Source organism: Leptolyngbya sp. PCC 6406 (assembly GCF_000332095.2).
GTDB lineage: Bacteria > Cyanobacteriota > Cyanobacteriia > Phormidesmidales > Phormidesmidaceae > PCC-6406.
In genome coordinates, this window is record NZ_KI913949.1 from 2,737,715 (window position 1) to 2,757,889 (window position 20,175).

Here is a 20,175-nt window from a genome sequence, read left to right on the forward strand (position 1 = left end):
CAAAAATAATTCGGAGCGCAATCTGCTATGAAACAATCCGAAGCCTTAACCCTTAGCATTGGCGTGCTCGGCGGTGTCGATGTGTTCTTGACCGCAACGGTCATCCCTGTCCCGGTTTGGGTGACCTTTACCGCCTGGGCTTCCTTCTTTATTGTGGGGGGCGGCATACAGGGATTTATTAAGTCTATTTCTTGCAATATTACGGGGATTATTATTGCGGCCCTGTCCCTATGGGCGATCGACTTAATTGGCCCCAATCCCCTGGTCGCCGCCATTTGTGTGGGGATTGGCAGTGCGGCTATGGTGCAGGCTTCTAAACTTCCCTTCACCTACGGCATTACTCCGGCCATTGTGTGGGGCTTTTCCCAAACCGTTGGCACAGTTGCGGTCACTGGTCTGCCCGTGACCGCTGCCTTGCCCAATAACCCGGTCTTAATTGCGATCGCCGCCATGATTTTGGGCAACATCTTCGGCTACCTTTCCGAAGCCTGGGGCAAGGCGATGACAACCGCCCCCGCCATAGCTACCGCTGGGGAATCCGCCAGGAAAATCCAAAGCTAAACCATTGCCAAGTCCAGTAGGGCGTTTTTGGCTAGGGCAGGCTTAAGATTCTGGCTTGGATAGGCTACCGCTCAATTCTCGATATCTCAATCCGGTAAATTCTCGACATCACAATCAGACAAAGGAGCTAAGACGCGGATGAAATTACAACACTCCCTGGGAGGGCTGGAAGGACTCGGCCCCGTTGACTTTCAGAAAAAAGTATTCGTTGAACAGTGGGAAAAGCGCATTTTCGGCATCCATACAGCCATGATGAGCTTAAGTGCTCATTTAAAAGATGCCCTGCCCCAATATCCCATTGATCAAGTGCCGACCACCTTTAAGGATATCTGGACCTGGGCGGATCTCCGGCGGGGGGCAGAAGCCATGAATCCCTTCGACTATTTTAAGCTGCGCTATTACGAAAAGTGGCTGGGAGGGATTTCAGGATTCTTTGTTGAGAAAGGCTATATTTCCCAAGCAGAGTTAGACGAGAAAACCAAGTTCTATCTGAAGGAGGGTAACGTCGATCCGACTCCACTACCTGAGAAGGAACTCCCTGCCGTAGACGAACAAGTGGTCAAGTATTTAGAGCTGGGCGACTCCCCCAAGCGGGATGTGGGTATCCAACCCAAATTTTCGGTGGGGAACGCCGTCATTGTCAAAGATCTGCCCGTGGCTGAGCATACCCGATTGCCAGGGCATTTACGTGGTAAACCTGGGGTGATTGATCTGGTTTATGAAGGCTGCTATGCCTATTTTCCAGGCCCTTCTGATGGCTTAGGGCCTGCTCAACCCAGCTACAGTGTGCGGTTTGATCCTAAGGATATTTGGGGTGAAGATTTGGCCGAACCAGGTTCCACTTTTTATGCGGACATATTCGAGATGTATCTCGATGCTGACTAAACGTTCATGGTAACCGTCCCCTGAGCGGAGTCGTTGGCTTTGCCGCCCCAGCGGGGCTAGGGGACATTCTGGTTGGGTTTTGGCTTTCTCCCTTCGGGAGACGTTTCACGAACGACTTCGCTCAGCCAGCGTAATTCCTTGGACGGTTACACGTTCATGCAGGATTGCTATATCAGCCCGATCACCCGTGAAATATTCGATCCATTTTGGGTCTGATTCTTGCGGTAATTCTTGAAAAAAGTGAGGTAAGTTTTTCATGTCAATTCCTGGAGACGAGCAATTTAGCTACAGTTCCAATCGTGAGTTGGAAAGTGCGGCAAAAGTCAGGGCACTCGAAGCGCTGCTGATTGAAAAAGGAATTATCGGTAGTGAGACAGTCAATACAGTGCTGGACTACTTTGAGTCCAAAATGGGGCCTTTTAATGGGGCCAAACTTGTGGCAAAAGCCTGGACAGATCCAGAATTCAAGGAGCTGCTGATCAAAGATTGTAATGCTGCCTGTAGTGCCCTGGGCATGACCACTGGGATGTCTGGCGCAGAAGGGGAACACATGCGGGTGGCTGAGAATACCCCCGCTGTCCATAACTTGATTATTTGTACCCTGTGTTCCTGTTACCCCTGGCCAACCTTAGGGCTGCCCCCTTACTGGTATAAAGATCCGACGTTTAGGGCTAGGGCGGCCCGTGAGCCGCGCAAGGTTTTGCAAGAGTTTGGCCTGGATCTGGATGGCGCTGTCGATATTCGGGTATGGGATAGCAGTGGCCAGATTCGCTGGTGGGTGTTACCTGAGCAACCTCCTGGTACCGAACATCTGAGTGAAGAAGAGCTGGCTACCCTCGTCACGCCAGAGGCGATGATGGGCGTTGCTAAGGTCACCGCTTCTTAGATGAATGAGAAATAACAGTCCCCATGTTTACCCGATTTGAACATTTTGCTGCCTCTAGCTTGATGGGTAGCGAAGAGTCTCCCCCTCGGGAGAATGGGCACCTTGCCTTCAATCGCAGTTGGGAGCAGGTTGCGTTTGCCCTTGCTATTGCCCTGTCAAAAAGTGGTCACTATGAGTGGGAGGATTTTCGCAAAAATCTAATCGCCACTATTGGTGAATGGGAGTCAGACCATGACTTGTCAGATCCTACCTGGGATTACTACCAGCGCTGGTACACCGTTTTGGAAAAGCTCGTTCTAGAAGCGGGTCTAGTCGATAAATCAGAACTGGATGAGAAATCATCTGCTTTGCTGAACTGCGCCAGTACCCATGAAGAGCCAACTCATTAAAACACCTGAGACACTGTAGAGGAGAGATTCACCATGCCTACTAGATCTTTTGCGAACCTGAGCCCAAAACTCATCATGGGTGCTCTGGCAGTAATTGGCTCATTACTACTTTGCGCCCCGGCTATGGCCCATCACCCTTTTGGTGGTGAAGCACCGACTAATGCCATTGAAGGGTTTCTATCTGGAGTTGGACACCCAGTAATTGGCCTTGATCACTTGGCATTTATCATTACTGTCGGTTTATTAGCGGCCATTTTTAATCGAGGCTTACTCATTCCAGTGGCTTTTGTGGTGACTTCGCTGCTGGGCACAGTAGTACATCTTTTGAATGTCAATTTACCGGCACCAGAATTCTTCATTTCTGCATCGGTATTGGTGTTTGGATTACTGTTAGCCATGAAAAATTCATTGCCATCAGGAATTATGATCGCCCTGGCAGCAGCAGCAGGTCTATTTCACGGCTATGCCTATGGAGAAGCCGTTGTGGGTGCAGGTATGCCATCCTTGCTGGCCTACCTGATCGGGTTTTCTACCATTCAAATGGCGATCTCTGTCGGTGTTTATCTGACAGCAAAGCAGCTTGGAGCTAGCAGTGATGTAAAACCTTTAAATCTGCGCTTTGCTGGGTTTACCCTGATGGGTATTGGCGCGGCTTTCCTCTCTGCCACAGTTTTAGGCTAGTACTGGGCGGCGGAAATACCCTGGCCGTTCCATCGTGGCACACTCGGCCCCTCACCGTTCGGCTGATCTCACGCCGAAGCCCTAGCCCTCTCCCACGGGGAGAGGGGACCGGAAAATGTTGGGCTGACGCGACAATAGTGGACTGATGTACGCCCTGCGGTACTAGCGATCGAGACCACAGTTAGTCCTCGCGGGCTAGCTGAAGCAAGTTTCAGTCTTGCTTTTCAGTCGGGAACCTCGATAACCACGATGGTCTCAATCGCTTGACCATCGTGGATCAGGGCCTCATGTCCATTGGCATTGAGGCTGACGGTGATTTCATTGCGACCGGGGGGTAGCTCAGGCAAATGTAGCCATGGACCATAGACCCGCGCTCCCTTTTCGCCATTGATATACAAGTGGCCGTGGCCCACATTGGGCTGGTTAGTCTGGTTGACTTGTTCCGGAGCAAATTGGAAGTTGGTGGTTTGGATCTCCAAATTCCAGCCGCGCATGGGGTCAGCATGGGCAACCAGGTTAATGGTTGGTACAGGTTGTCCAGGGGGAATTTCGATGGCACCATGACCATCGGTATGACCATGGCCAGTATGATTCGCGGCTGCATGTTCATGGGCCTGGTTTTCAGCTCTAGGGCTGTGACCGTTCTCTGCCTCACTGTGACCCTGAGCAACATCGCTGGCTTCCTCTCCAGTATCTGTGGAGGTTGCTGTCGGGGTTGTTTGACCGCAACTAACATTCAGCCCTAGCACCAGCCCAGCCAGGACCAAGTTAGACATCGAACCTAAGCGTTGGGTGCCGCGCATTCAATCCACTCCTTACTAGCCCTGCTCCGCTTGACCGAGAATATAAACGGCCACATTAGACTTTTATCGATTACAAGGAAGTTACGCTATCAGTAGTGGTTTATAAGAACAATTGTCTCGGCTTTGGCACTACCAGTAGAGCCCTCAATTTGTTTCCAATTAAGTCTATTGTCTAGATCGGGGGTGATGGAATCAAAAGACAGCCTGTCAAATGTTGCGAAATGCAAAGAGGCTAAACTTAAGCCAAGGTCAGAAAGGGGGTAAGGTAACAGAGATTAGGTTGGCACCCGGTTTTTTATCTGTTTTCCCCTGCTTTTGTCATGGCTCCTTTGCCCCGTCATCAACCCCATCAACTTTCTTTGGGGCCACTAGAGGCCGAGATTCTGGCGATTATTTGGCTACGGGGCAGTGCTACGGTGAAAGAAATTCACGACCACATTCTGGCTGATCCCGATCGCGATCTCACTCAAGCTTCGGTGACTACGGTGCTCCAACGGTTGGCCAAGAAGGGCTGGTTACGACGCGAAGCGATCGCCCCCCAAGTTCCGGGCCGTGTTCGTCGTATCTATCGGTGGTTCCCCATGGTGTCTCAGCAGGAAGCGAAGCTGCTTGTGGCTCACCAGAAACTTCAGAGCTTTTTAGCTGTAGGAAATCCTGACTTGGTAGCTGCCTTTGCTGACAGCCTGGATCTGGCGGAACTGGATCGGTTGGATGCGATCGCAACTCGGTTGCGTGCCCTGCGCCCCCCTCAGCTCCCTAGTTCCAGGGAGGAGGAATAATGCACAGTGGCCTGCTGTTATTGACATTACTTATCGCCTTAGTCTGGCGGTGGCAGTGGCGATCGCCCACAGGTTCCTGGCAAGGGCGCTGGCAGTCTGCCCTCAGTACCTTTTGTCTGCCGCCATTAATGGTGATCTTGGCCGCTGGAGTTGTACTGATGATGGGACACCACGGCACCATGATGGGCTGGTCTGTGAGCCCAATGGGGTGTTGGCTCAGTGGAGGTATCCTTGGGAGCCTGGGGGCAATAGTTTGCTATAGCCTGGGACAAGCCCTGGCAACTGAGTTATGGCTGCGCCAGCATTCCATCGTGGCTTTACCCCATGGGGGCCTAGCCCGCTGTATCGACATCGACCTGCCAGTGGTTGCTGTGGTAGGGCTGTACCCCACTACTCTGGTTGTCAGCCGGGGTTGGCTGACCCAATTCACCCCGACAGAACAACAGGCGATGCTGGCCCACGAACAGGCCCATATCCACTATGGCGACCCGATGTGGTTTATGGGGTTAAGCATCTTGCGCCAATTTTCTGGCTGGCTACCCCAAACCCAGGCCCTATGGGAAGAATTGCTATTACTGCGAGAAATGCGAGCCGACCATCGAGCTGCCGCCAGCAGCGATCCCCTACTCTTGGCTGAGTTGCTCGTCAGCCTCTGTCGCCAGATTGTCTTAGCTACCCAGAAGGGCATCCCTCTCCTGGAACCCTACCTGGCCTTTGACGAATCCCTCACCCCTAGTCGTCTAGAGCAACGAGTCAACGCTTTGCTGGATCCCAACTTTAAGGCAGAGGTGGGAACGCCGCAGTCAGGGGAACTGCTGGGGATACTCCTGACCGCACTGCCTTTGGCCACACCTTGGTGGCATGCCTAGTACATCGCGGCGGAAATGTCATGACCGACCGTAGTCACTCCCCCCTATGAAAATCTCCGATTGGATTGGTCTCATTTGTCTGCTGATTGCCTTGGCGATTCTGTGGCGATTTCGACAGATCGTGCTGCTCCTGTTTGCCGCGATGGTGATTGCGATCGCACTGAATAGTATTGTGCGCCGTTTCGTCAGACAGTTTCGGATACCCCGTGGTCAGGCAGTAGCACTTACCCTAGGGCTAGTCTTCTTCAGCCTTGTGCTGTTTGTGGTACTGGTATTACCCCTGTTTATCAGCCAGTTTGAGCAAGTGCTGGAACTGGTGCCCAAGGGCTTTAACCGACTGCGCGAATGGGGAACTGCCCTCTTGAATGACCCGCCGCTTTGGTTGCCGGAGCAGGCTACTACCACGGAAATTCCTCGGTTTTCGGACCTAATCAGCCAATTTTGGGACATTGGTGGCGAATTTTTCAGTAACTTCTTCAGCTTCTTCTCCGAGTCCTTGACGACACTGCTGCAACTCTTGCTACTGGTGGTGATCAGCTTGATGCTGTTGATCGATCCCCTGTCCTATCGTCGTCTGACACTGCGATTGTTCCCCAGTTGGTATCGCCGCCGCGCCGATGAGATTTTGACCAAGTGCGAAGATGCACTGATGTGCTGGCTGGTGGGTGTTTCCATTAGTTCCCTATTTGTCGCCACCCTCAGCTTTGCTGGGCTATTGGTGCTGCGGGTGCCCTTTCCCTTTGCCAATGCAATGCTGGCGGGCATTTTCAACTTTATTCCCAATATCGGCCCAACCCTGAGTGCGATCTTTCCCATCATTGTGGCCCTGTCCCAATCCTTTGGCAGTGCGATCGCGGTAATTGTGCTCTATGTCCTGATCCAAAACTTAGAAAGCTACTGGCTCAGCCCCATGCTGATGCAACAGCAGGTCTCCCTACTGCCCGCTGCCACCCTCACAGCCCAGATCTTTTTTGCCACCTTCCTCGGGCCAGCGGGCCTGATTCTGGCCCTTCCCCTCGCGGTAGTGTGTAAAACCTGGCTAGAGGAAGCTTGGATTATTGACATCCTGGAAAAGGACCAGCCCGACACCAAGGCAATGCCCGCTCTCAGTGAATTGGAGAAAGAGCGGTCGGCACCTGAACCCTCGAAATCCTAAATCATGGACATTACGGGTATCAACTCAAAGCGGGACAAATCTCTTGGGGAGGAGTTAGGAGTCAGGGGTCAGCATCTAGGAGAGTACTGACTCCTGACTTCTGAATTCCTCGGAGCCCATGATGCCCGCCTGCCGCTTTAGCGCAGCCATGCCGCAGGCAATACGCATCCTACGAATATATAGCGGTTCCCTAATGGATGAGGTACAGCTCAACTTGATGGCAATTCGGGGAACAAGGGGCTTAAGCCCCTTGTCTGTACTTAACCCGAGTGAGAAGCGCTATAGGATGCGTATTGAGTCCACCGACTTAGCAGCGCTGCACCTGGGAAATGTGGAGCACCATTTGATCGATGGTTTGCACCATCACCGTGCCGGTTTGCCCTGGCTGATTAATGACTAGGCTAAAGGCGATCTCGCCATAGTCCCCATTCTGGACATACCCGGACAATGCCCTGACCCCTTGCAAAGTCCCCGTCTTGGCCCGTACCCGCCCCTGCAAAGGGGAATCGCGAAAACGGTTGCGAAGGGTGCCGCTGACCCCTCCCACCGGGAGGGAGGCATAAAACAGTCCAGTGTCTTCATGGGCTGCCATGGCCTTGAGCAGGGTAACCAGGGTGGCAGGGCGCATCCGGTTCTGGCGAGATAGTCCAGAACCATCCACCTGCTGATAGCCCTCGGGATCAATCCCTAGGGGCAGAAGCGCTTGTCGTACCGCATGTTGGCCGCCAATGCGGCGCAGGAGGGCGTCGGCAGCTCGGTTATCACTGTTGCGGTTCACCGGGTCAATCCATTGGCGCAACTGGTTGAGATCTTGGGGGCTACGACTGCCCACAATTCGCAGCGCCGCCGCCGTAGTCAATAGCTTGATGTTCGAGGCGGGAATCATCAATGTCTCGGCATTGTGGCTGTAGAGCGGACTGGTATCCGTCAGCGGTTCCACCACAATGCCCCACTGAGCGGTGGCAAAGCGGGGCTGGCTGACGATGGTGTTGAGGGTGGCACTCAGATCAGGGGGACACAGGGTAGGGCTGGGTGCAGCCTGGGCGATGGCCCCGTTGGGCCGATCATTGACCATCCCAGTTCCAGTTGCAGATACCGCTACGATTTCCAAACTAGGGTCGGCAGAAGACGCAGACTCCAGGGTAGCGTTGGCCCCACTGCCTACCGCCACCATCATCACGGCCCCGATCGCTACGGTGAATCCTTGTCCCCAGGTGGAAAAATGTTGCTGCCAAGCCATAGACATCGTTGCTCCTATACGACGGACGAGATATCACCCCGCGTTCTATTAAACGCGCCTGCCTACCGTCCTCAGGACAACAATCTGCATTGAGCATGGTGACGCAGGAGATGGTCACACAGTACCAGGGCTACCATCGCCTCCACCATCGGTACCGCCCGAGGCAGCACACAGGGATCGTGCCGTCCCCGTGCCGCCAGCACCGTTTCTTCCCCTGCTTGGGTGACGGTATTTTGGGCCTTGCGGATGGTGGCGGTGGGTTTGAAGGCGACTCGAATCACGATATCTTCGCCGTTACTGATGCCCCCCTGGGTGCCACCGGAGCGGTTGGTGCGGGTGCGCCAGTCGCCACTGTCATCCATATAAAATTCGTCGTTGTGTTCGCTGCCGGTTAAGAGGGTGCCTGCAAAACCGGACCCTAGTTCAAACCCCTTGCTGGCGGGGAGGGACATGACGCCCTTAGCCAAATCTGCCTCCAGCTTGTCAAATACGGGGGAACCCAGCCCCTTGGGCACCCGGCGGGCAATGCATTCCACTACGCCGCCGATGGAGTCGCCTTGGTCACGGATTTGTTCTACCCGATCCACCATGCGTTGGGCGGCCTCGGTGTCAGGACAACGGACAATGTTGCTCTCGACCTGGGCTAGGGTGACGGTGGTGGGGTCAATGGCGGCCTCGATATCCTGGATGCGCTTGACGTAGGCAATGACCTCGACGCCAGCGTACTGGTAGAGAATTTTTTTTGCGATCGCACCCGCCGCTACCCGCCCAATGGTTTCCCGCGCCGAGGAACGACCGCCCCCCTGGTAGTTGCGGATGCCATACTTGGCGTCGTAGGTGGCATCGGCATGGGAAGGTCGATAGGTGGTGACCATCTCGCTGTAGTCCTGGGGTCGAGTATTCTCGTTCCGCACCAGGATGGAAATAGGCGTCCCTAGTGTCTGGCCCTGAAATATGCCGGAGAGGATCTCGCAGCGATCGGCTTCTTTGCGAGGGGTGGTGATCTTGCTTTGGCCAGGGCGACGACGATCAAGTTCCGCCTGGATTTCGGCCTCAGAGATTTCCACCTGGGGCGGGCAACCATCGATCACCACGCCGACACCCCCGCCGTGGGACTCGCCAAAGGTGGTAATGCGAAAAAGATGGCCGAAGGTGTTGCCCATGACAGTGCCGGATGAAGTGCTTTTTCATCCTAGTACTGGCTGGCAGAAATTCTGTCCCTGGTTGACTGACAAACGTTAAGGGGCGGGTGGTTAAAACCGCCCCTGCACAGCCCCTAGCGCAGCATACCCGAAGGGTTATAACCCGCCAGTTCTACGAACCGCTTCGCTAACGTGACCTGAGTTCGACAAGGAGTAGAGGGCTAAAAAACGTCAATTCGGTATCAGCGCTGTCACCCCGCCGGGAATTCAAAATTCCCGGCTAACAGGCTCTAGTGCTGGGCGGCGGAAATACCCTGGCCGTTCCATTGTGGCACACTCGGCCCCTCACCCTAGCCCTCTCCCAGGGGGAGAGGGGACCGGAAAATGTTGGGCGACGCGACAATAGTGGTTTGATTTACGCCCTACTGTACTAGTCCATTTTTAATGGTCATTAAAAATGGACTGGGAGCTGGGCTGGAGATAGGGGGGCGAGTCCGTTTTAACGGACTTCTGCTGTGAGCCAGGGCAATTTATTCCCTGGCGGATGGGCAGCGAAGCTTAAATCGAACTCAGGTTAACGTGGGTTTGTGAGTCGGCGAAGGCCGACTTTATCTATATAGCAGCGGTTTTAACCGCCGTGAGCCTGATGGCCTGGGCGTAAATCCATCAATGGGCAAGGGGTTCTGCATAAAATAAAGTTCCATCCTTTTTTAGACCCTAACCATGCTGAAGTTTGCCGATGCCATCGCCCGCCGTCAGGCCGATATGCTGATGCAGCCCGCCCTGATCCGCGTAATCGACAACATTCGCAAACACCTAGAAGACTCGACTTGGCAGGGCACCTATCAGGAAACCCAGATGTGGCCCCCGGACACCAGTGAAGCAGAGATGCGCCAGGTCAAGGCGCTCCAAGCCCAAGTGGTCACCGCCTCCCCGGAAGAGATCCCAGCCCTCCAAGCAGCCCTAGAGCCCCTACCCACTCCATTTCCCGGCTATGAGCTGCACTTGGAGAAGGACGACCAGCAGCGGATCGTGGACGTGTGGGAACTGTGTTGCTGTGTCTGCTTTCAGCACTTTCCCACTGGCGATGCCCCCGTCGCGGTGGACACAACCCTGTGGGATGCCGACATCGATGATGTGGATTGGCTTAGGCTAGACACTAAAGCCAAGGAATTGGTGGACGAAGTTTTTACCACCATCGAAGCCCACCATGCTTGAACTCCACTGCCACACCACCTGTTCAGACGGCACCCTCAGCCCCGAGGCGCTGGTGGAAGCCGCGATCGCGGTGGGGGTGAAAGCCCTCGCCATCACCGACCATGACACCCTGGCCGGTTGGGATACGGCCCTGGCCACAGCGGGGGATCGCTTAGAGATTGTCCCCGGCTTAGAACTGAGCACGGTCTATAACGGGCGATCGCTCCACATACTAGGCTTTTACCCCAACCGAGACCAGCTAGCAGTACCGCTCCAGGAGCGCATCGCTGGTCGCCACCGTCGCGCCCAGGCCATGGCGGCTAATCTGGCAGCATTGGGCTACCCCATCCAACTGCCGGAAATGTCTGGAGAGATGGCCCCAGGGCGTCCCCACATTGCCGCTGCCCTAGTGGCGGCAGGCCATGCTAAAACCAGCCAAGAAGCCTTTGAGCGCTGGCTGGGGGATGGGGGACCAGCCTACGTTCCCTATGACAAGTTTTCCGCCCAGGAGGGGATTCAATTGCTGCGGGCCTGTGGGGCCGTCCCAGTGTGGGCGCATCCCTATTTGTTTCGCGGCGGGACGGTGGATCAGGTGTTGCCCGATCTCATTGCCGCTGGGCTCATGGGGTTGGAGGTCTATCACCCCAACCATAGCCCCAGCGATGTGCGACATCTGGAGGAATTGTGCAGGCGCAACGGGCTACTCAAAACCGGGGGCAGCGATTACCACGGCCCTTCCCGATCCGATGCCAAGGCGGGGGTGGGGCTGAATGGGCTGAAGGTGCCTCTGGATCTCCTTGCGCCGTTGAAACAAGCCGCCCAAGAATTGCACGTCGCCCATAGGATGGGAATCGCCCAGAGGCAAAGGGTTTCACCCTAAGAACCTTGAAGATAGACCCCAGTCTTCCCAGGCCATTGCCATAATCGAGAAATAAGGAAGGATTGTGACAGTTGCCGTCAATGCGGTTTTGCCCACAGTCCCGTATTGAGGTATTCCCATGGCATTCCCCTCCCTATCCGAGGTCCGCTCCATCCCTCGCGTCACGGTGGTCGGGGCTGGCAACGTAGGTAGCGCCTTAGCAAAGCGAATTTTAGACCGCCATCTGGCCGATGTGGTGTTGATTGATGTGGTGGCGGGCCGTCCCCAGGGTATTGCCCTAGACCTGACCCAGGCCGCTGCCTTGGAAGGCCACACCCACTCGATTCTGGGCACCAATGACTATGACGATACGGCCAATTCCGATGTGGTGGTGGTGACAGCGGGGAAACCCCGCCAGCCCGGAATGACACGGGATGATTTAGCCCTGGTGAATGGTCCTATTGTCATGGAAACAGTGCGTCAGGCCCTGGCCCGATCCCCCCAGGCCCGCCTGATCATCGTCACCAATCCCCTAGATGTGATGGCTTATTTGGCTTGGCAGGTGAGTGGTCTACCCCCTCGTCAGGTCATGGGCATGGCAGGGGTTCTGGATGCGGCTCGGTTCCGCGCCTTTATTGCCATGGAACTACGGGTGCCTGTTTCCGAGGTTTCGGCGCTAGTACTCGGGGGACACGGTGACCTGATGGTGCCGTTACCGCACCATGCCGCTGTGGGGGGAATTCCCATCACCCAGCTTCTGGACACCGGGACGATTCAGCGTCTGATTGAACGCACCCAGCACGGCGGGGCGGAAATTGTGAATTTGCTCAAAACTGGTGGGGCCTACTACGCCCCTGGTGCAGCGGTGGCTACGATGGTGGAGGCCATTCTCCGCAACCGTCACACGATTTTGCCCGCTGCCGCCTATCTCCAGGGGGAATATCAGCAACAGGATCTCTATCTGGGGGTGCCCTGCCGCTTGGGTCTCAGTGGGGTGGAAGCGGTGGTGGAACTGGCCTTGACGGAGTCAGAACAGGCAGCCTTGACTCGATCTGCGATCGCGGTTCAGGCCCAGGTTCAACAGGCCATGACCGCCCTAGGGGCAAAATCCATGGCGGTGGTGGGCTAGGCCAGCAACGCCACCAAAAGCAGGAACCCCAGAATAGAAAGTGTAGACTGCCAGAAAATTTGTGTAGCGGGGTTAGCAACCACAACTTCTGAGGACAGGATTGGGGGGTTGGATTTCAGGTTTAACATGACCTTAAGACCTTTGAATGGGGGCAAATCAGTAAACTTTGTTCTTACGCCCTTAGTGTGCCTCAGAGCTAGGAACCGGGATGTCGTAAGGGCCGGTTTTCACAGTGTCTTTAAAATCGGGGTAGAGGTGAGCCCTACGCTAAGGACCATCGCTTTATAAATTGGATGCTTCTGAACATCTATACACCGTGAATTTATGCAATTCCTGAATTCCTGACCACTGTCCCCCAATTCCCCCCAGGGCTGGGTATCCTCAGAGGGTAACGGGGTGAGCTACCCCCTGTCTCCGCAATGCCATGTACTTCCGTCGTCCCCCTGCCCGCTCTGCCCCCAAGATCAGCACGATGCCCCGCCAGCAGTCGGAGTCAGCCCACTACTTGGATATTTACAAGCTCACCGTTGAGAAAAAACGCCTTCAGCAAGAGCTAACGGAACTGGATCAGCGACGGCTGCATCTCCAGCAACGACTTGCCACCCTAGAGACCCAAGTGACCCAGCTTGCCCAAAGTGCTGAAACCCTACGCCAACCGACAATGCCCGCAGCACCCCGCAGTGTGGTTTACCCCCCGAACGCTAAGGTCAAAGGGAGCAATGCCACCTTTGAAATGCTGACTTTGGAGTATTAGGGGGAGCTTATTTCACCTGGCCTGCGGCAAGCGGGACGCTTGCGCGACGATAGTCGGGAGACTTCCGCCAAGCAGTACTAAACACACGACTTGGGAGGCTAGCTGTGTTACCACGGGGAACCGGCGTATTTTGGCTTAAATACCGGGGCTTAAATACCGGGAATTTCTGAGAGGTCGCCCTCCAGTTCTTCTACAGAAAAACGTGTCATTTCCCGCCATTCCGCCTCGGTGAAGGTGTAGCCTAGCTGGGCGGCCATGGCGATAAAGGCTTCTACATTCGGGGCGGTGCTGAGGTGCTGGCGCAGATCGGTGTCGCTCTGGGCGGCACGGAAGAGACGGGCAACGTCTTCTTTGGGCATGGGTATGGAATCCTATGAACGCTTCTAGGCTAATGCTTACCTAGAACTCTGGGGGGGATCCCACGGGGAAAATTTAATCTGAAACCCACAGAGGGGATAACAGAGACGTACCCTATGGATGGCGCGTAACTGCGATCGCGCCTTGGCCCCCCGCGTAGACGCCATGAAAAACATCCCGCAAATTCTGCTCAAGCGCTACCTGAGGAGTCAGCCTACCCGAATCCGGCTGTCGCAGTTCAACTTTTTATCCCGCTATGCTTGGCTCTCGGATCTGCTGAAGGAGATTCAGCCCGAGCTATTTCCCCCAGAGCCCAAGGCCGAGGAGGTGGTTGCGTCGCCTGAGGCAGAATTGCCGGATGAGAGCGTTCTGCAAATCATCGACGCCCATATTCGGGGCCAGCGGGGCACCTATCATGTGGAGCGCTGGATCGGCCAACGGGGCACGGGCCACCTGTTTGCTGGGATGCAGGTGGGGGCTAACCAACCCGTAGTCGTGAAGGAATTTCTCCTTCCTCCCCGCTTTTTTAACGATGAAGAGGCCACCGAACGCCAGCAAGCCTTTACCAGCTTGGCGGGGGTGAAGTTAGCCGATGGGCGGGTTCAGGACTCCCGCGTCTTGGCTCCCCTAGAAGCGATCGCAGATACCCACACTTTTCAACGCTGTTATCTGGTCACCGATAGCCGGGATGCCAGCCCCACCCTGCGTCAGCACCTCAGCGCCGCTGGTCCCTTTTCTCCCCTCCAAGTGCGGGAAGTACTGGATCAAGTCTTACAGACCCTGATTTTTCTCCATCAGCAGCGGTTTGTACTGCCCGCTGGCCAGTTGCAGACGGGGCTAGTCCACGGCAACCTCAGTCTTGATAGCCTGCTTTGGGTTGAGCAGCCAGAGAAATTTTTCATCTACCTCTGTGACCTCGCCCTTTGGGAGCGGTTATTTGACCCCCCTATGGTCAAGACCATTACCCATACGGTGGCCCAGGATCTGATGGATTTGGGGCAAGTCGCCTTTGCCCTACTGGTGGGCAACGAACCCTCAAAGCAGGATTTCACCCAGGCCCAAAACTGGCCTGAGGTGGATGCCGACCTGCGGTACTTTATCCAGCGACTCCTGGCCCTAGCTCCCCCTTTTGAAACGGCGGCGGCGGCACGGGAGGCCCTGCGGGCCTTGCCTCGACCCCTAGTGGTGTCGGATACGGCGGAACCTGTGGAATTGGCGCAACGGCGAAGGCGGCGTATTCCTTGGCGAAACTTGGGTTTGGGCCTAGTTGGTCTGCTACTGGTAGGGGCCGTAGGCTGGTGGCTCTGGCAGCGTTGGAGCAGTCGGCAGGCGCTGGCCCAACCCCGCCTCTGTTGCCTTAAGGATGTGTCGGCGGTGCCCGAGGAGCCGTTTCTCTATACCGCCGTGGAGGGAAGCACCTGGAGCCAGATTGCCCGTCAAGGCCCCACGACCCTGGGGCTACCCTCTCTACAGGAACAATTGGCGGCGGCTCAGCCCAGCTTTCAACCCGTATTTCGGCCAGCGGAGTCTCTAGAGGCTGCGATCGCGGCGGTGGAATCCCAGGAAGCCGCCTTTGCCGTGATTCCCCTAGTGGGGGACTTGCCCTACACCGTGGCCACCCAAATTATTGCCTACGATGCCCTAGCGGTGGTCGTGCCCTATAGCTACGCCCAGCGCCAGCGGGGTTTGCCCCGCACCCTCGGGGGGCAACTGAGTTTGGAGCAAGTACGACGACTCTATGCCGGAGAGTTTTTTACCTGGCGCAGCCTCGGCGGTGCAGATATGCCCGTGCGTCTCTATGCCCCCGAAAATGCAGAATCCCTAGCCCTGTTTGGAGCCCTGCTCTATGGCCAAGCAGGGCTCCAGCCCCAACCCCCGACCCAGCAGGTGACCTTACTTCCCCCCCTGGAGATGCTACGGACCCTCATTCGGGATTTTGAAACCGAGGGGGTGGGTAGCATCGCCTTTGCCCCCCTGAGTCAAATCAGCGGCCAATGCTCAATCTATCCCCTGGCCTTGGCGGATCAAGGCCGGGGCGCAACCCAACCCTTGACCCTAACCACAGGGGACTCCATCACGCCCCAAATCGATCTGTGCAACCGCAAGGGGCAGTATTTTCCCGATTTGGATGCCCTAAAAACGGGAGCCTATCCTCTCTCCTACCCAATTGCAGTGATCTATCCCCTGGACAATCGCCGGCCCCCCTTTGGCCAGAAATTTGCCGAACTAATGCTGACGGATGAGGGCCAGCAGTTTCTATGGCAAAAGGGCTTCGTGCCTGTGCATCAGGAGGCAGGGCGGGTTAACCCCCGACGAATCTCGGAGCAAAACGTGGCCAACTGAGTGCCATCGGCCTGATCCACCAGACAGGTCCGCATCCGCAGGTTGGGATTCAGGTACCAGAGGCGCTCCTGGGATCGCCGCCCCTCGGCTTCGGAGACAAAGGTGAGGGCGTCACCCTCTAGGTGATACTGGCCGCTGGTGGCGGGGGCGGTTCCGGTTTGACTCAGGAATCGGCCCGTCTCCGCTGCACCATTTTGCGCTGAATCACTGTCCTGGTCAGGCTTCAGCGCCACCAACAGCGTCGGTTGACCGCCCTCATGGCTGACCTGAAAGGCCACCAGGGTATGGCTGGGATCCGCCTCATATTGCTGACAGAGGCGGGCCACGGTGGCATCCTCGGCGGCAAGGCGGGTAATTTCCAGGGTGGTTTGCCCCGTGTGGGATGTTTGGGCCGGTAGTCGATGGGTTGTGCGCTGAGAAAACCAAGTCCCCTCAACTGTTTCAAAAAAATTAACGATATCCATAATGCTGCTGACAGGGGCTGAAAACGAACGGTGACCTTCATTTTACGCCCAAGGGATCGCCTCACCGGGATGTAATCGTCCCATCGCCCCAGGGCCTTGCTATTTCTGGGATTCGCAGGATGATACCCTAGCCAATGCGCTCAAAATGTTTTTTAACACTGGTAGAAGATTCAATGATCGGACAAGATCAGGTTCCCTGTTTATTGCGGGCGGCTCGGGGAGAAACTCTAGATCGCCCTCCGGTGTGGATGATGCGACAGGCGGGGCGGTACATGCAGGTTTACCGCGATCTCCGGGATAAATATCCCTCCTTTCGAGAGCGGTCTGAGAACCCTGATCTAGCCATTGAAATTTCCCTTCAGCCCTGGCGAGCCTTCCGTCCCGATGGGGTGATTCTGTTTTCTGACATCCTCACGCCCTTAACGGGGATGGGGATTCCCTTTGACATCATCGAAAGCAAGGGACCGATCATCGATCCCCCCATCCGCTCCCAGGCTCAGGTGGATGCGGTCCATACCCTAGACCCCGATAGTGCCACACCCTTCATCCGCACCATCCTGACCAGTCTGCGGCAGGAAGTGGGGAATGAGGCGGCGGTGCTGGGCTTTGTCGGCTCCCCCTGGACCCTAGCGGCCTACGCTGTGGAGGGTCGTACCTCCAAGAGCTATGCCCACATCAAGGGCATGGCCTTTTCTGAACCGGGCATGCTGCATCAGTTGCTGAGCAAGCTGGCGGACAATATTGCCATCTACGCCTGCCACCAGATCGAGTGTGGTGCCCAGGTGGTGCAGCTCTTTGACTCTTGGGCGGGGCAGTTGAGCCCCATGGACTATCGCACCTTTGCCCTGCCCTATCAGCAGCAGGTGGTGCGCCGGGTGAAGGCAAAATATCCCGATACGCCCCTGATTCTCTACATCAGCGGCAGCGCTGGGGTGTTGGATCTCATGGGCGAGTCTGGGGTGGATATCGTCAGCGTGGACTGGACGGTGGATATGGCGGATGCCCGTCGTCGCCTGGGGGCCAACATGGTGGTGCAGGGCAATGTGGACCCGGCGGCTCTATTTGGCTCTAAGGCGTTTATCCGCGATCGCATTCTCGACACCGTGCAAAAGGCGGGGCGACGGGGGCACATTCTGAACTTGGGTCACGGGATTCTCCCCGGCACCCCTGAGGAAAACGCCGCTTTCTTCTTTGAAACGGCGAAACAGTTGGACCAACTGCTGGCGGTCCCCGCCTAGGGGCGATTCCCTTCGGTGATAGGCTGTAAATACTCTGAATCTCTGATCAAGGTTAACCCCGAGATCAAGGTTAACCCCGAGACGACTTTGGGGAATGCTGGGTCAGAGTATTTACCCTGTTGGCAAGAGTTCGTTGGTGTCTGACGCTGCCTCCGTTTCCCCCAAACGTATTTTCATCACCGGCGGCAGTGGCTGCATTGGCCACTATCTGGTCGAAGCCCTGCTCCAAGACACGCCCCATGAGCTGTTTTTGCTGCTGAGAAATCCGGCCAAGCTGCTGCTGAACTGGCAACATCAGCCCCGTCTCCACGTGATTACCGGAGACCTGCGGCAAGCCCAGACCCACGCGGGTTTATTGGCCACCATGGATACGGTGGTGCTGGCAGCTACGTCCTGGGGCGGTGCCCAAGAGATTTACGACATTAATGTCACGGCCAATCTGGACCTCATGGCCCTGCTGGACCCTGAGCGCTGCCAGCAGGTGGTGTATTTCTCCACCGCCAGTATTTTGAACCAGGCCAATGAGCCGCTGCCGGAGGCGGGAGCCCTGGGCACGGACTATATTCGCAGCAAGTACGATTGCTATTTGCGGTTGCCGGAGCAAGCTATCGCCCCGCGCATTACCAGTGTCTTTCCCACGCTAGTGTTTGGGGGCGATAAGGATAAGCCCTATTCCCACATTTCGGCGGGTCTCCCGGAGGTCTGCAAGTGGATGTGGTTGATTCGTTTCCTGCAAGCCGATGGTAGCTTCCACTTTTCCCACGGGCGCGACATCGCTCAAGTGGTGGCCCACCTGATCGACCATCCACCGTTGCCCGGAGCTGACCGTCGGGTGGTGATTGGCAATCCATCCCTGAGGGTGAATGATGCGATCGCAGAAATGACCGAATATTTAGGGATGCGCCAGTTCTTTGGCATTCCCCTCTCGGCATGGCTGGCGGATCGCATCATTGATCTGTTCAAGATTGAAATGGCCCCCTGGGACCGCTTCTGCATACAATATCGCCATTTCATCTACCAAAATCCCATTAATCCCGCTAGCCTGGGCCTACCCACCTACTGCCCCACCGTCAGCGACCTTCTGCGGGTCAGTGGGATTCCAGCAGGTTGAGGCGCTGCTCCCCTCATCCGTCAGGACTGCCCCCCATGGCCATCATTTCCTCCAAACAACCCGATAAAGGAGATCAGCCCCCCCAGCAGCCCGCCTCAAACCCCAGGCAGGCTGCTGTCCCCTCGAAGCAGGCCAAGGAGAAGTCGCCCGCAACGGAAACGCCATTAGACAAGGCATCAGAAAATCCATCAGACAAGGCATTAGACAAGGCATCCAAGGAAAAGCCATCGTCTCTGGTGCGAGACACCCCCAATCCCCCCCAGGGACCCCAGGAGGACGGCCTGCGACCCCAGCGGATTCGGGACTACATCGGCCAAAAAGCCCTGAAGGAAGTGCTAGACATCGCCATTCGGGCGGCCCAATCGCGCAAGGAACCCCTGGACCATCTCTTGCTCTACGGTCCACCGGGATTGGGAAAAACCACCATGGCCCTGATCTTGGCCCAAGAGATGGGAGTGGCCTGTAAGATCACCACCGCCCCAGCCCTAGAACGTCCCCGAGACATTGCCGGGTTGCTGGTAAATCTCCAACCGGGGGATGTGCTGTTCATCGACGAAATCCACCGCCTGCCTCGGGTGACAGAGGAAATCCTCTACCCGGCCATGGAAGATGCCCGCCTGGATATCACCATTGGCAAGGGCCAGAGCGCCCGTACCCGCAGCTTGCCCTTGCAACCCTTCACCCTCGTCGGGGCCACCACACGGGTCGGAGCCCTGTCTTCCCCCCTGCGCGATCGCTTTGGGCTGATCCAGCGGCTGCGCTTCTACGAGGTGGATGAACTGACGGAGATTGTCCTGCGAACGGCCAAGGTGCTCAAAACCGCCATCCACCCCGATGGGGCAGGGGAAATTGCCCGTCGGGCTCGGGGTACCCCCCGCATCGCCAACCGCCTGCTGAAGCGGGTGCGGGACTTTGTCCAGGTGAAGGCATCCGGGCCAATCACGGAGGCGATCGCGGCTGAGGCTCTGGAACTGTTCAATGTCGATCCCTGTGGATTGGACTGGACCGATCGCCGCCTGCTCACGGTGATGATTGAACATTTCAACGGTGGCCCGGTGGGTCTTGACACGATGGCCGCTGCTACCGGCGAAGATGCCCAAACCATCGAAGAGGTCTACGAGCCCTACCTGATGCAGATTGGCTATCTCCATCGCACCCCCCGAGGCCGCATGGTCACCCCCGCCGCTTGCCGCCATCTGGGCTACGCCGAGGGCACCGTCCCCACCGCCCCCGGCGATGGGCAAATGTCCCTGATGTAGCTGATTTTCCTGGAATTTAGTGGACTCCCCAGGTCTCAACCGCTACATCTAGGGGGGCTGGCTCAACTAGGAC

General features: G+C 56.3%; 21 protein-coding genes. 16 read left to right on the forward strand and 5 right to left on the reverse strand.

The genetic code is table 11. The annotated features are described in order from the left end of the window. The first annotated feature begins 27 nt into the window (after positions 1–27). The 5 genes from LEP6406_RS0212170 to LEP6406_RS0212190 all read left to right on the forward strand — a co-directional run bounded on the left by LEP6406_RS0212170 (position 28) and on the right by LEP6406_RS0212190 (position 3,402). A complete protein-coding gene (locus tag LEP6406_RS0212170; protein ID WP_008309903.1) occupies positions 28–561 on the forward strand; it encodes a DUF1097 domain-containing protein in 534 nt (177 codons plus the stop codon). A gap of 138 nt (positions 562–699) precedes the next feature. Beyond that, positions 700–1,446: a nitrile hydratase subunit beta gene (nthB, locus tag LEP6406_RS0212175; protein WP_008309901.1), complete on the forward strand. Its 747-nt coding sequence runs from the start codon at positions 700–702 to the stop codon at positions 1,444–1,446. 256 nt (positions 1,447–1,702) lie between these two features. Further along, positions 1,703–2,332: a nitrile hydratase subunit alpha gene (nthA, locus tag LEP6406_RS0212180; RefSeq protein WP_008309898.1), complete on the forward strand. Its 630-nt coding sequence runs from the start codon at positions 1,703–1,705 to the stop codon at positions 2,330–2,332. Positions 2,333–2,355: 23 nt separating this feature from the next. Beyond that, a complete protein-coding gene (locus LEP6406_RS0212185; protein WP_008309897.1) occupies positions 2,356–2,721 on the forward strand; it encodes a nitrile hydratase accessory protein in 366 nt (121 codons plus the stop codon). A gap of 33 nt (positions 2,722–2,754) precedes the next feature. Next, the gene (locus LEP6406_RS0212190; RefSeq protein WP_008309896.1) at positions 2,755–3,402 is read left to right on the forward strand and encodes a HupE/UreJ family protein; all 648 of its coding nucleotides are present in this window, start codon (positions 2,755–2,757) and stop codon (positions 3,400–3,402) included. A gap of 224 nt (positions 3,403–3,626) precedes the next feature. Here the strand turns inward: LEP6406_RS0212190 and LEP6406_RS27795 are convergent, their stop codons facing one another. Beyond that, positions 3,627–4,205 (reverse strand): hypothetical protein, encoded by a 579-nt coding sequence (locus tag LEP6406_RS27795; RefSeq protein WP_008309895.1) that lies wholly within the window; start codon positions 4,203–4,205, stop codon positions 3,627–3,629. Positions 4,206–4,525: 320 nt separating this feature from the next. Between LEP6406_RS27795 and LEP6406_RS0212200 the strand changes: the two genes are divergently transcribed. The 3 genes from LEP6406_RS0212200 to LEP6406_RS0212210 are packed head-to-tail and all read left to right on the forward strand — an operon-like array spanning position 4,526 to position 7,009. Then, entirely contained in the window at positions 4,526–4,984 is a 459-nt protein-coding gene (locus LEP6406_RS0212200; RefSeq protein WP_008309894.1) for a BlaI/MecI/CopY family transcriptional regulator, read from the forward strand. Then, positions 4,984–5,853, forward strand: a complete 870-nt coding sequence (locus tag LEP6406_RS0212205; RefSeq protein WP_008309893.1) for a M48 family metalloprotease — start codon at positions 4,984–4,986, stop codon at positions 5,851–5,853. Before LEP6406_RS0212200 ends, LEP6406_RS0212205 begins: the two co-directional genes overlap by 1 nt. A gap of 46 nt (positions 5,854–5,899) precedes the next feature. After that, positions 5,900–7,009, forward strand: a complete 1,110-nt coding sequence (locus LEP6406_RS0212210) for an AI-2E family transporter (protein WP_008309892.1) — start codon at positions 5,900–5,902, stop codon at positions 7,007–7,009. A gap of 307 nt (positions 7,010–7,316) precedes the next feature. On the opposite strand, the gene dacB is transcribed toward LEP6406_RS0212210, so the two are convergent. Both dacB and aroC read right to left on the reverse strand, forming a co-directional pair. Further along, positions 7,317–8,249: a D-alanyl-D-alanine carboxypeptidase/D-alanyl-D-alanine endopeptidase gene (gene dacB / locus LEP6406_RS27800; RefSeq protein WP_051463681.1), complete on the reverse strand. Its 933-nt coding sequence runs from the start codon at positions 8,247–8,249 to the stop codon at positions 7,317–7,319. Positions 8,250–8,320: 71 nt separating this feature from the next. Continuing rightward, positions 8,321–9,412: a chorismate synthase gene (gene aroC, locus LEP6406_RS0212220; protein WP_008309736.1), complete on the reverse strand. Its 1,092-nt coding sequence runs from the start codon at positions 9,410–9,412 to the stop codon at positions 8,321–8,323. A gap of 702 nt (positions 9,413–10,114) precedes the next feature. On the opposite strand from aroC, the gene LEP6406_RS0212225 reads away from it, so the two are divergent. From LEP6406_RS0212225 to LEP6406_RS27810, 4 genes are all read left to right on the forward strand, one after another. Continuing rightward, on the forward strand, positions 10,115–10,609 hold the full coding sequence (locus tag LEP6406_RS0212225) for a hypothetical protein (protein ID WP_008309737.1): 495 nt from the start codon (positions 10,115–10,117) through the stop codon (positions 10,607–10,609). After that, positions 10,602–11,468, forward strand: coding sequence for a PHP domain-containing protein (locus tag LEP6406_RS27805; RefSeq protein WP_008309738.1), 867 nt, complete (start codon positions 10,602–10,604; stop codon positions 11,466–11,468). The genes LEP6406_RS0212225 and LEP6406_RS27805 overlap by 8 nt, the downstream gene beginning before the upstream one ends. Before the next feature lie 118 nt (positions 11,469–11,586). Continuing rightward, on the forward strand, positions 11,587–12,576 hold the full coding sequence (gene mdh / locus LEP6406_RS0212235; protein WP_008309740.1) for a malate dehydrogenase: 990 nt from the start codon (positions 11,587–11,589) through the stop codon (positions 12,574–12,576). Positions 12,577–13,000: 424 nt separating this feature from the next. Continuing rightward, positions 13,001–13,330, forward strand: a complete 330-nt coding sequence (locus LEP6406_RS27810) for a hypothetical protein (RefSeq protein ID WP_008309743.1) — start codon at positions 13,001–13,003, stop codon at positions 13,328–13,330. A gap of 149 nt (positions 13,331–13,479) precedes the next feature. Here LEP6406_RS27810 and LEP6406_RS0212245 read toward each other — a convergent pair whose 3' ends face one another. Next, entirely contained in the window at positions 13,480–13,689 is a 210-nt protein-coding gene (locus LEP6406_RS0212245) for a Nif11-like leader peptide family natural product precursor (protein ID WP_008309744.1), read from the reverse strand. Positions 13,690–13,807: 118 nt separating this feature from the next. Here LEP6406_RS0212245 and LEP6406_RS27815 point away from each other — a divergent pair, with 118 nt between their 5' ends. Further along, a complete protein-coding gene (locus LEP6406_RS27815) occupies positions 13,808–16,030 on the forward strand; it encodes a substrate-binding domain-containing protein (RefSeq protein WP_008309745.1) in 2,223 nt (740 codons plus the stop codon). On the opposite strand, the gene LEP6406_RS0212255 is transcribed toward LEP6406_RS27815, so the two are convergent. Beyond that, complete coding sequence (locus tag LEP6406_RS0212255; RefSeq protein WP_008309746.1) at positions 15,973–16,494, reverse strand: phycobiliprotein lyase; 522 nt, start codon at positions 16,492–16,494, stop codon at positions 15,973–15,975. The genes LEP6406_RS27815 and LEP6406_RS0212255 overlap by 58 nt on opposite strands. 173 nt (positions 16,495–16,667) lie before the next feature. Between LEP6406_RS0212255 and hemE the strand changes: the two genes are divergently transcribed. The 3 genes from hemE (at position 16,668) to ruvB (ending at position 20,102) form a co-directional block, all read left to right on the forward strand. After that, positions 16,668–17,732 carry a uroporphyrinogen decarboxylase gene (hemE, locus tag LEP6406_RS0212260; RefSeq protein ID WP_008309747.1) on the forward strand — a complete coding sequence of 355 codons (1,065 nt, stop codon included), beginning with the start codon at positions 16,668–16,670 and terminating at the stop codon, positions 17,730–17,732. 136 nt (positions 17,733–17,868) lie between these two features. Beyond that, complete coding sequence (locus LEP6406_RS0212265) at positions 17,869–18,843, forward strand: NAD-dependent epimerase/dehydratase family protein (RefSeq protein WP_036030295.1); 975 nt, start codon at positions 17,869–17,871, stop codon at positions 18,841–18,843. 35 nt (positions 18,844–18,878) lie between these two features. Continuing rightward, on the forward strand, positions 18,879–20,102 hold the full coding sequence (ruvB, locus tag LEP6406_RS0212270) for a Holliday junction branch migration DNA helicase RuvB (protein ID WP_008309749.1): 1,224 nt from the start codon (positions 18,879–18,881) through the stop codon (positions 20,100–20,102). The last annotated feature ends 73 nt before the right edge of the window (positions 20,103–20,175 follow it).

Coding starts and splice junctions, on each gene's coding strand:
- LEP6406_RS27805 (WP_008309738.1), top strand. CDS start 10,602: ATGCTTGAACTCCACTGCCACACCACCTGTTCAGACGGCACCCTCAGC.
- LEP6406_RS0212225 (WP_008309737.1), top strand. CDS start 10,115: ATGCTGAAGTTTGCCGATGCCATCGCCCGCCGTCAGGCCGATATGCTG.
- nthA (WP_008309898.1), top strand. CDS start 1,703: ATGTCAATTCCTGGAGACGAGCAATTTAGCTACAGTTCCAATCGTGAG.
- LEP6406_RS0212185 (WP_008309897.1), top strand. CDS start 2,356: ATGTTTACCCGATTTGAACATTTTGCTGCCTCTAGCTTGATGGGTAGC.
- LEP6406_RS0212205 (WP_008309893.1), top strand. CDS start 4,984: ATGCACAGTGGCCTGCTGTTATTGACATTACTTATCGCCTTAGTCTGG.
- mdh (WP_008309740.1), top strand. CDS start 11,587: ATGGCATTCCCCTCCCTATCCGAGGTCCGCTCCATCCCTCGCGTCACG.
- LEP6406_RS27810 (WP_008309743.1), top strand. CDS start 13,001: ATGTACTTCCGTCGTCCCCCTGCCCGCTCTGCCCCCAAGATCAGCACG.
- LEP6406_RS0212255 (WP_008309746.1), bottom strand. CDS start 16,494: ATGGATATCGTTAATTTTTTTGAAACAGTTGAGGGGACTTGGTTTTCT.
- LEP6406_RS27795 (WP_008309895.1), bottom strand. CDS start 4,205: ATGCGCGGCACCCAACGCTTAGGTTCGATGTCTAACTTGGTCCTGGCT.
- LEP6406_RS0212170 (WP_008309903.1), top strand. CDS start 28: ATGAAACAATCCGAAGCCTTAACCCTTAGCATTGGCGTGCTCGGCGGT.
- LEP6406_RS0212200 (WP_008309894.1), top strand. CDS start 4,526: ATGGCTCCTTTGCCCCGTCATCAACCCCATCAACTTTCTTTGGGGCCA.
- LEP6406_RS27815 (WP_008309745.1), top strand. CDS start 13,808: ATGGCGCGTAACTGCGATCGCGCCTTGGCCCCCCGCGTAGACGCCATG.
- nthB (WP_008309901.1), top strand. CDS start 700: ATGAAATTACAACACTCCCTGGGAGGGCTGGAAGGACTCGGCCCCGTT.
- LEP6406_RS0212245 (WP_008309744.1), bottom strand. CDS start 13,689: ATGCCCAAAGAAGACGTTGCCCGTCTCTTCCGTGCCGCCCAGAGCGAC.
- aroC (WP_008309736.1), bottom strand. CDS start 9,412: ATGGGCAACACCTTCGGCCATCTTTTTCGCATTACCACCTTTGGCGAG.
- dacB (WP_051463681.1), bottom strand. CDS start 8,249: ATGGCTTGGCAGCAACATTTTTCCACCTGGGGACAAGGATTCACCGTA.
- ruvB (WP_008309749.1), top strand. CDS start 18,879: ATGGCCATCATTTCCTCCAAACAACCCGATAAAGGAGATCAGCCCCCC.
- hemE (WP_008309747.1), top strand. CDS start 16,668: ATGATCGGACAAGATCAGGTTCCCTGTTTATTGCGGGCGGCTCGGGGA.
- LEP6406_RS0212210 (WP_008309892.1), top strand. CDS start 5,900: ATGAAAATCTCCGATTGGATTGGTCTCATTTGTCTGCTGATTGCCTTG.
- LEP6406_RS0212190 (WP_008309896.1), top strand. CDS start 2,755: ATGCCTACTAGATCTTTTGCGAACCTGAGCCCAAAACTCATCATGGGT.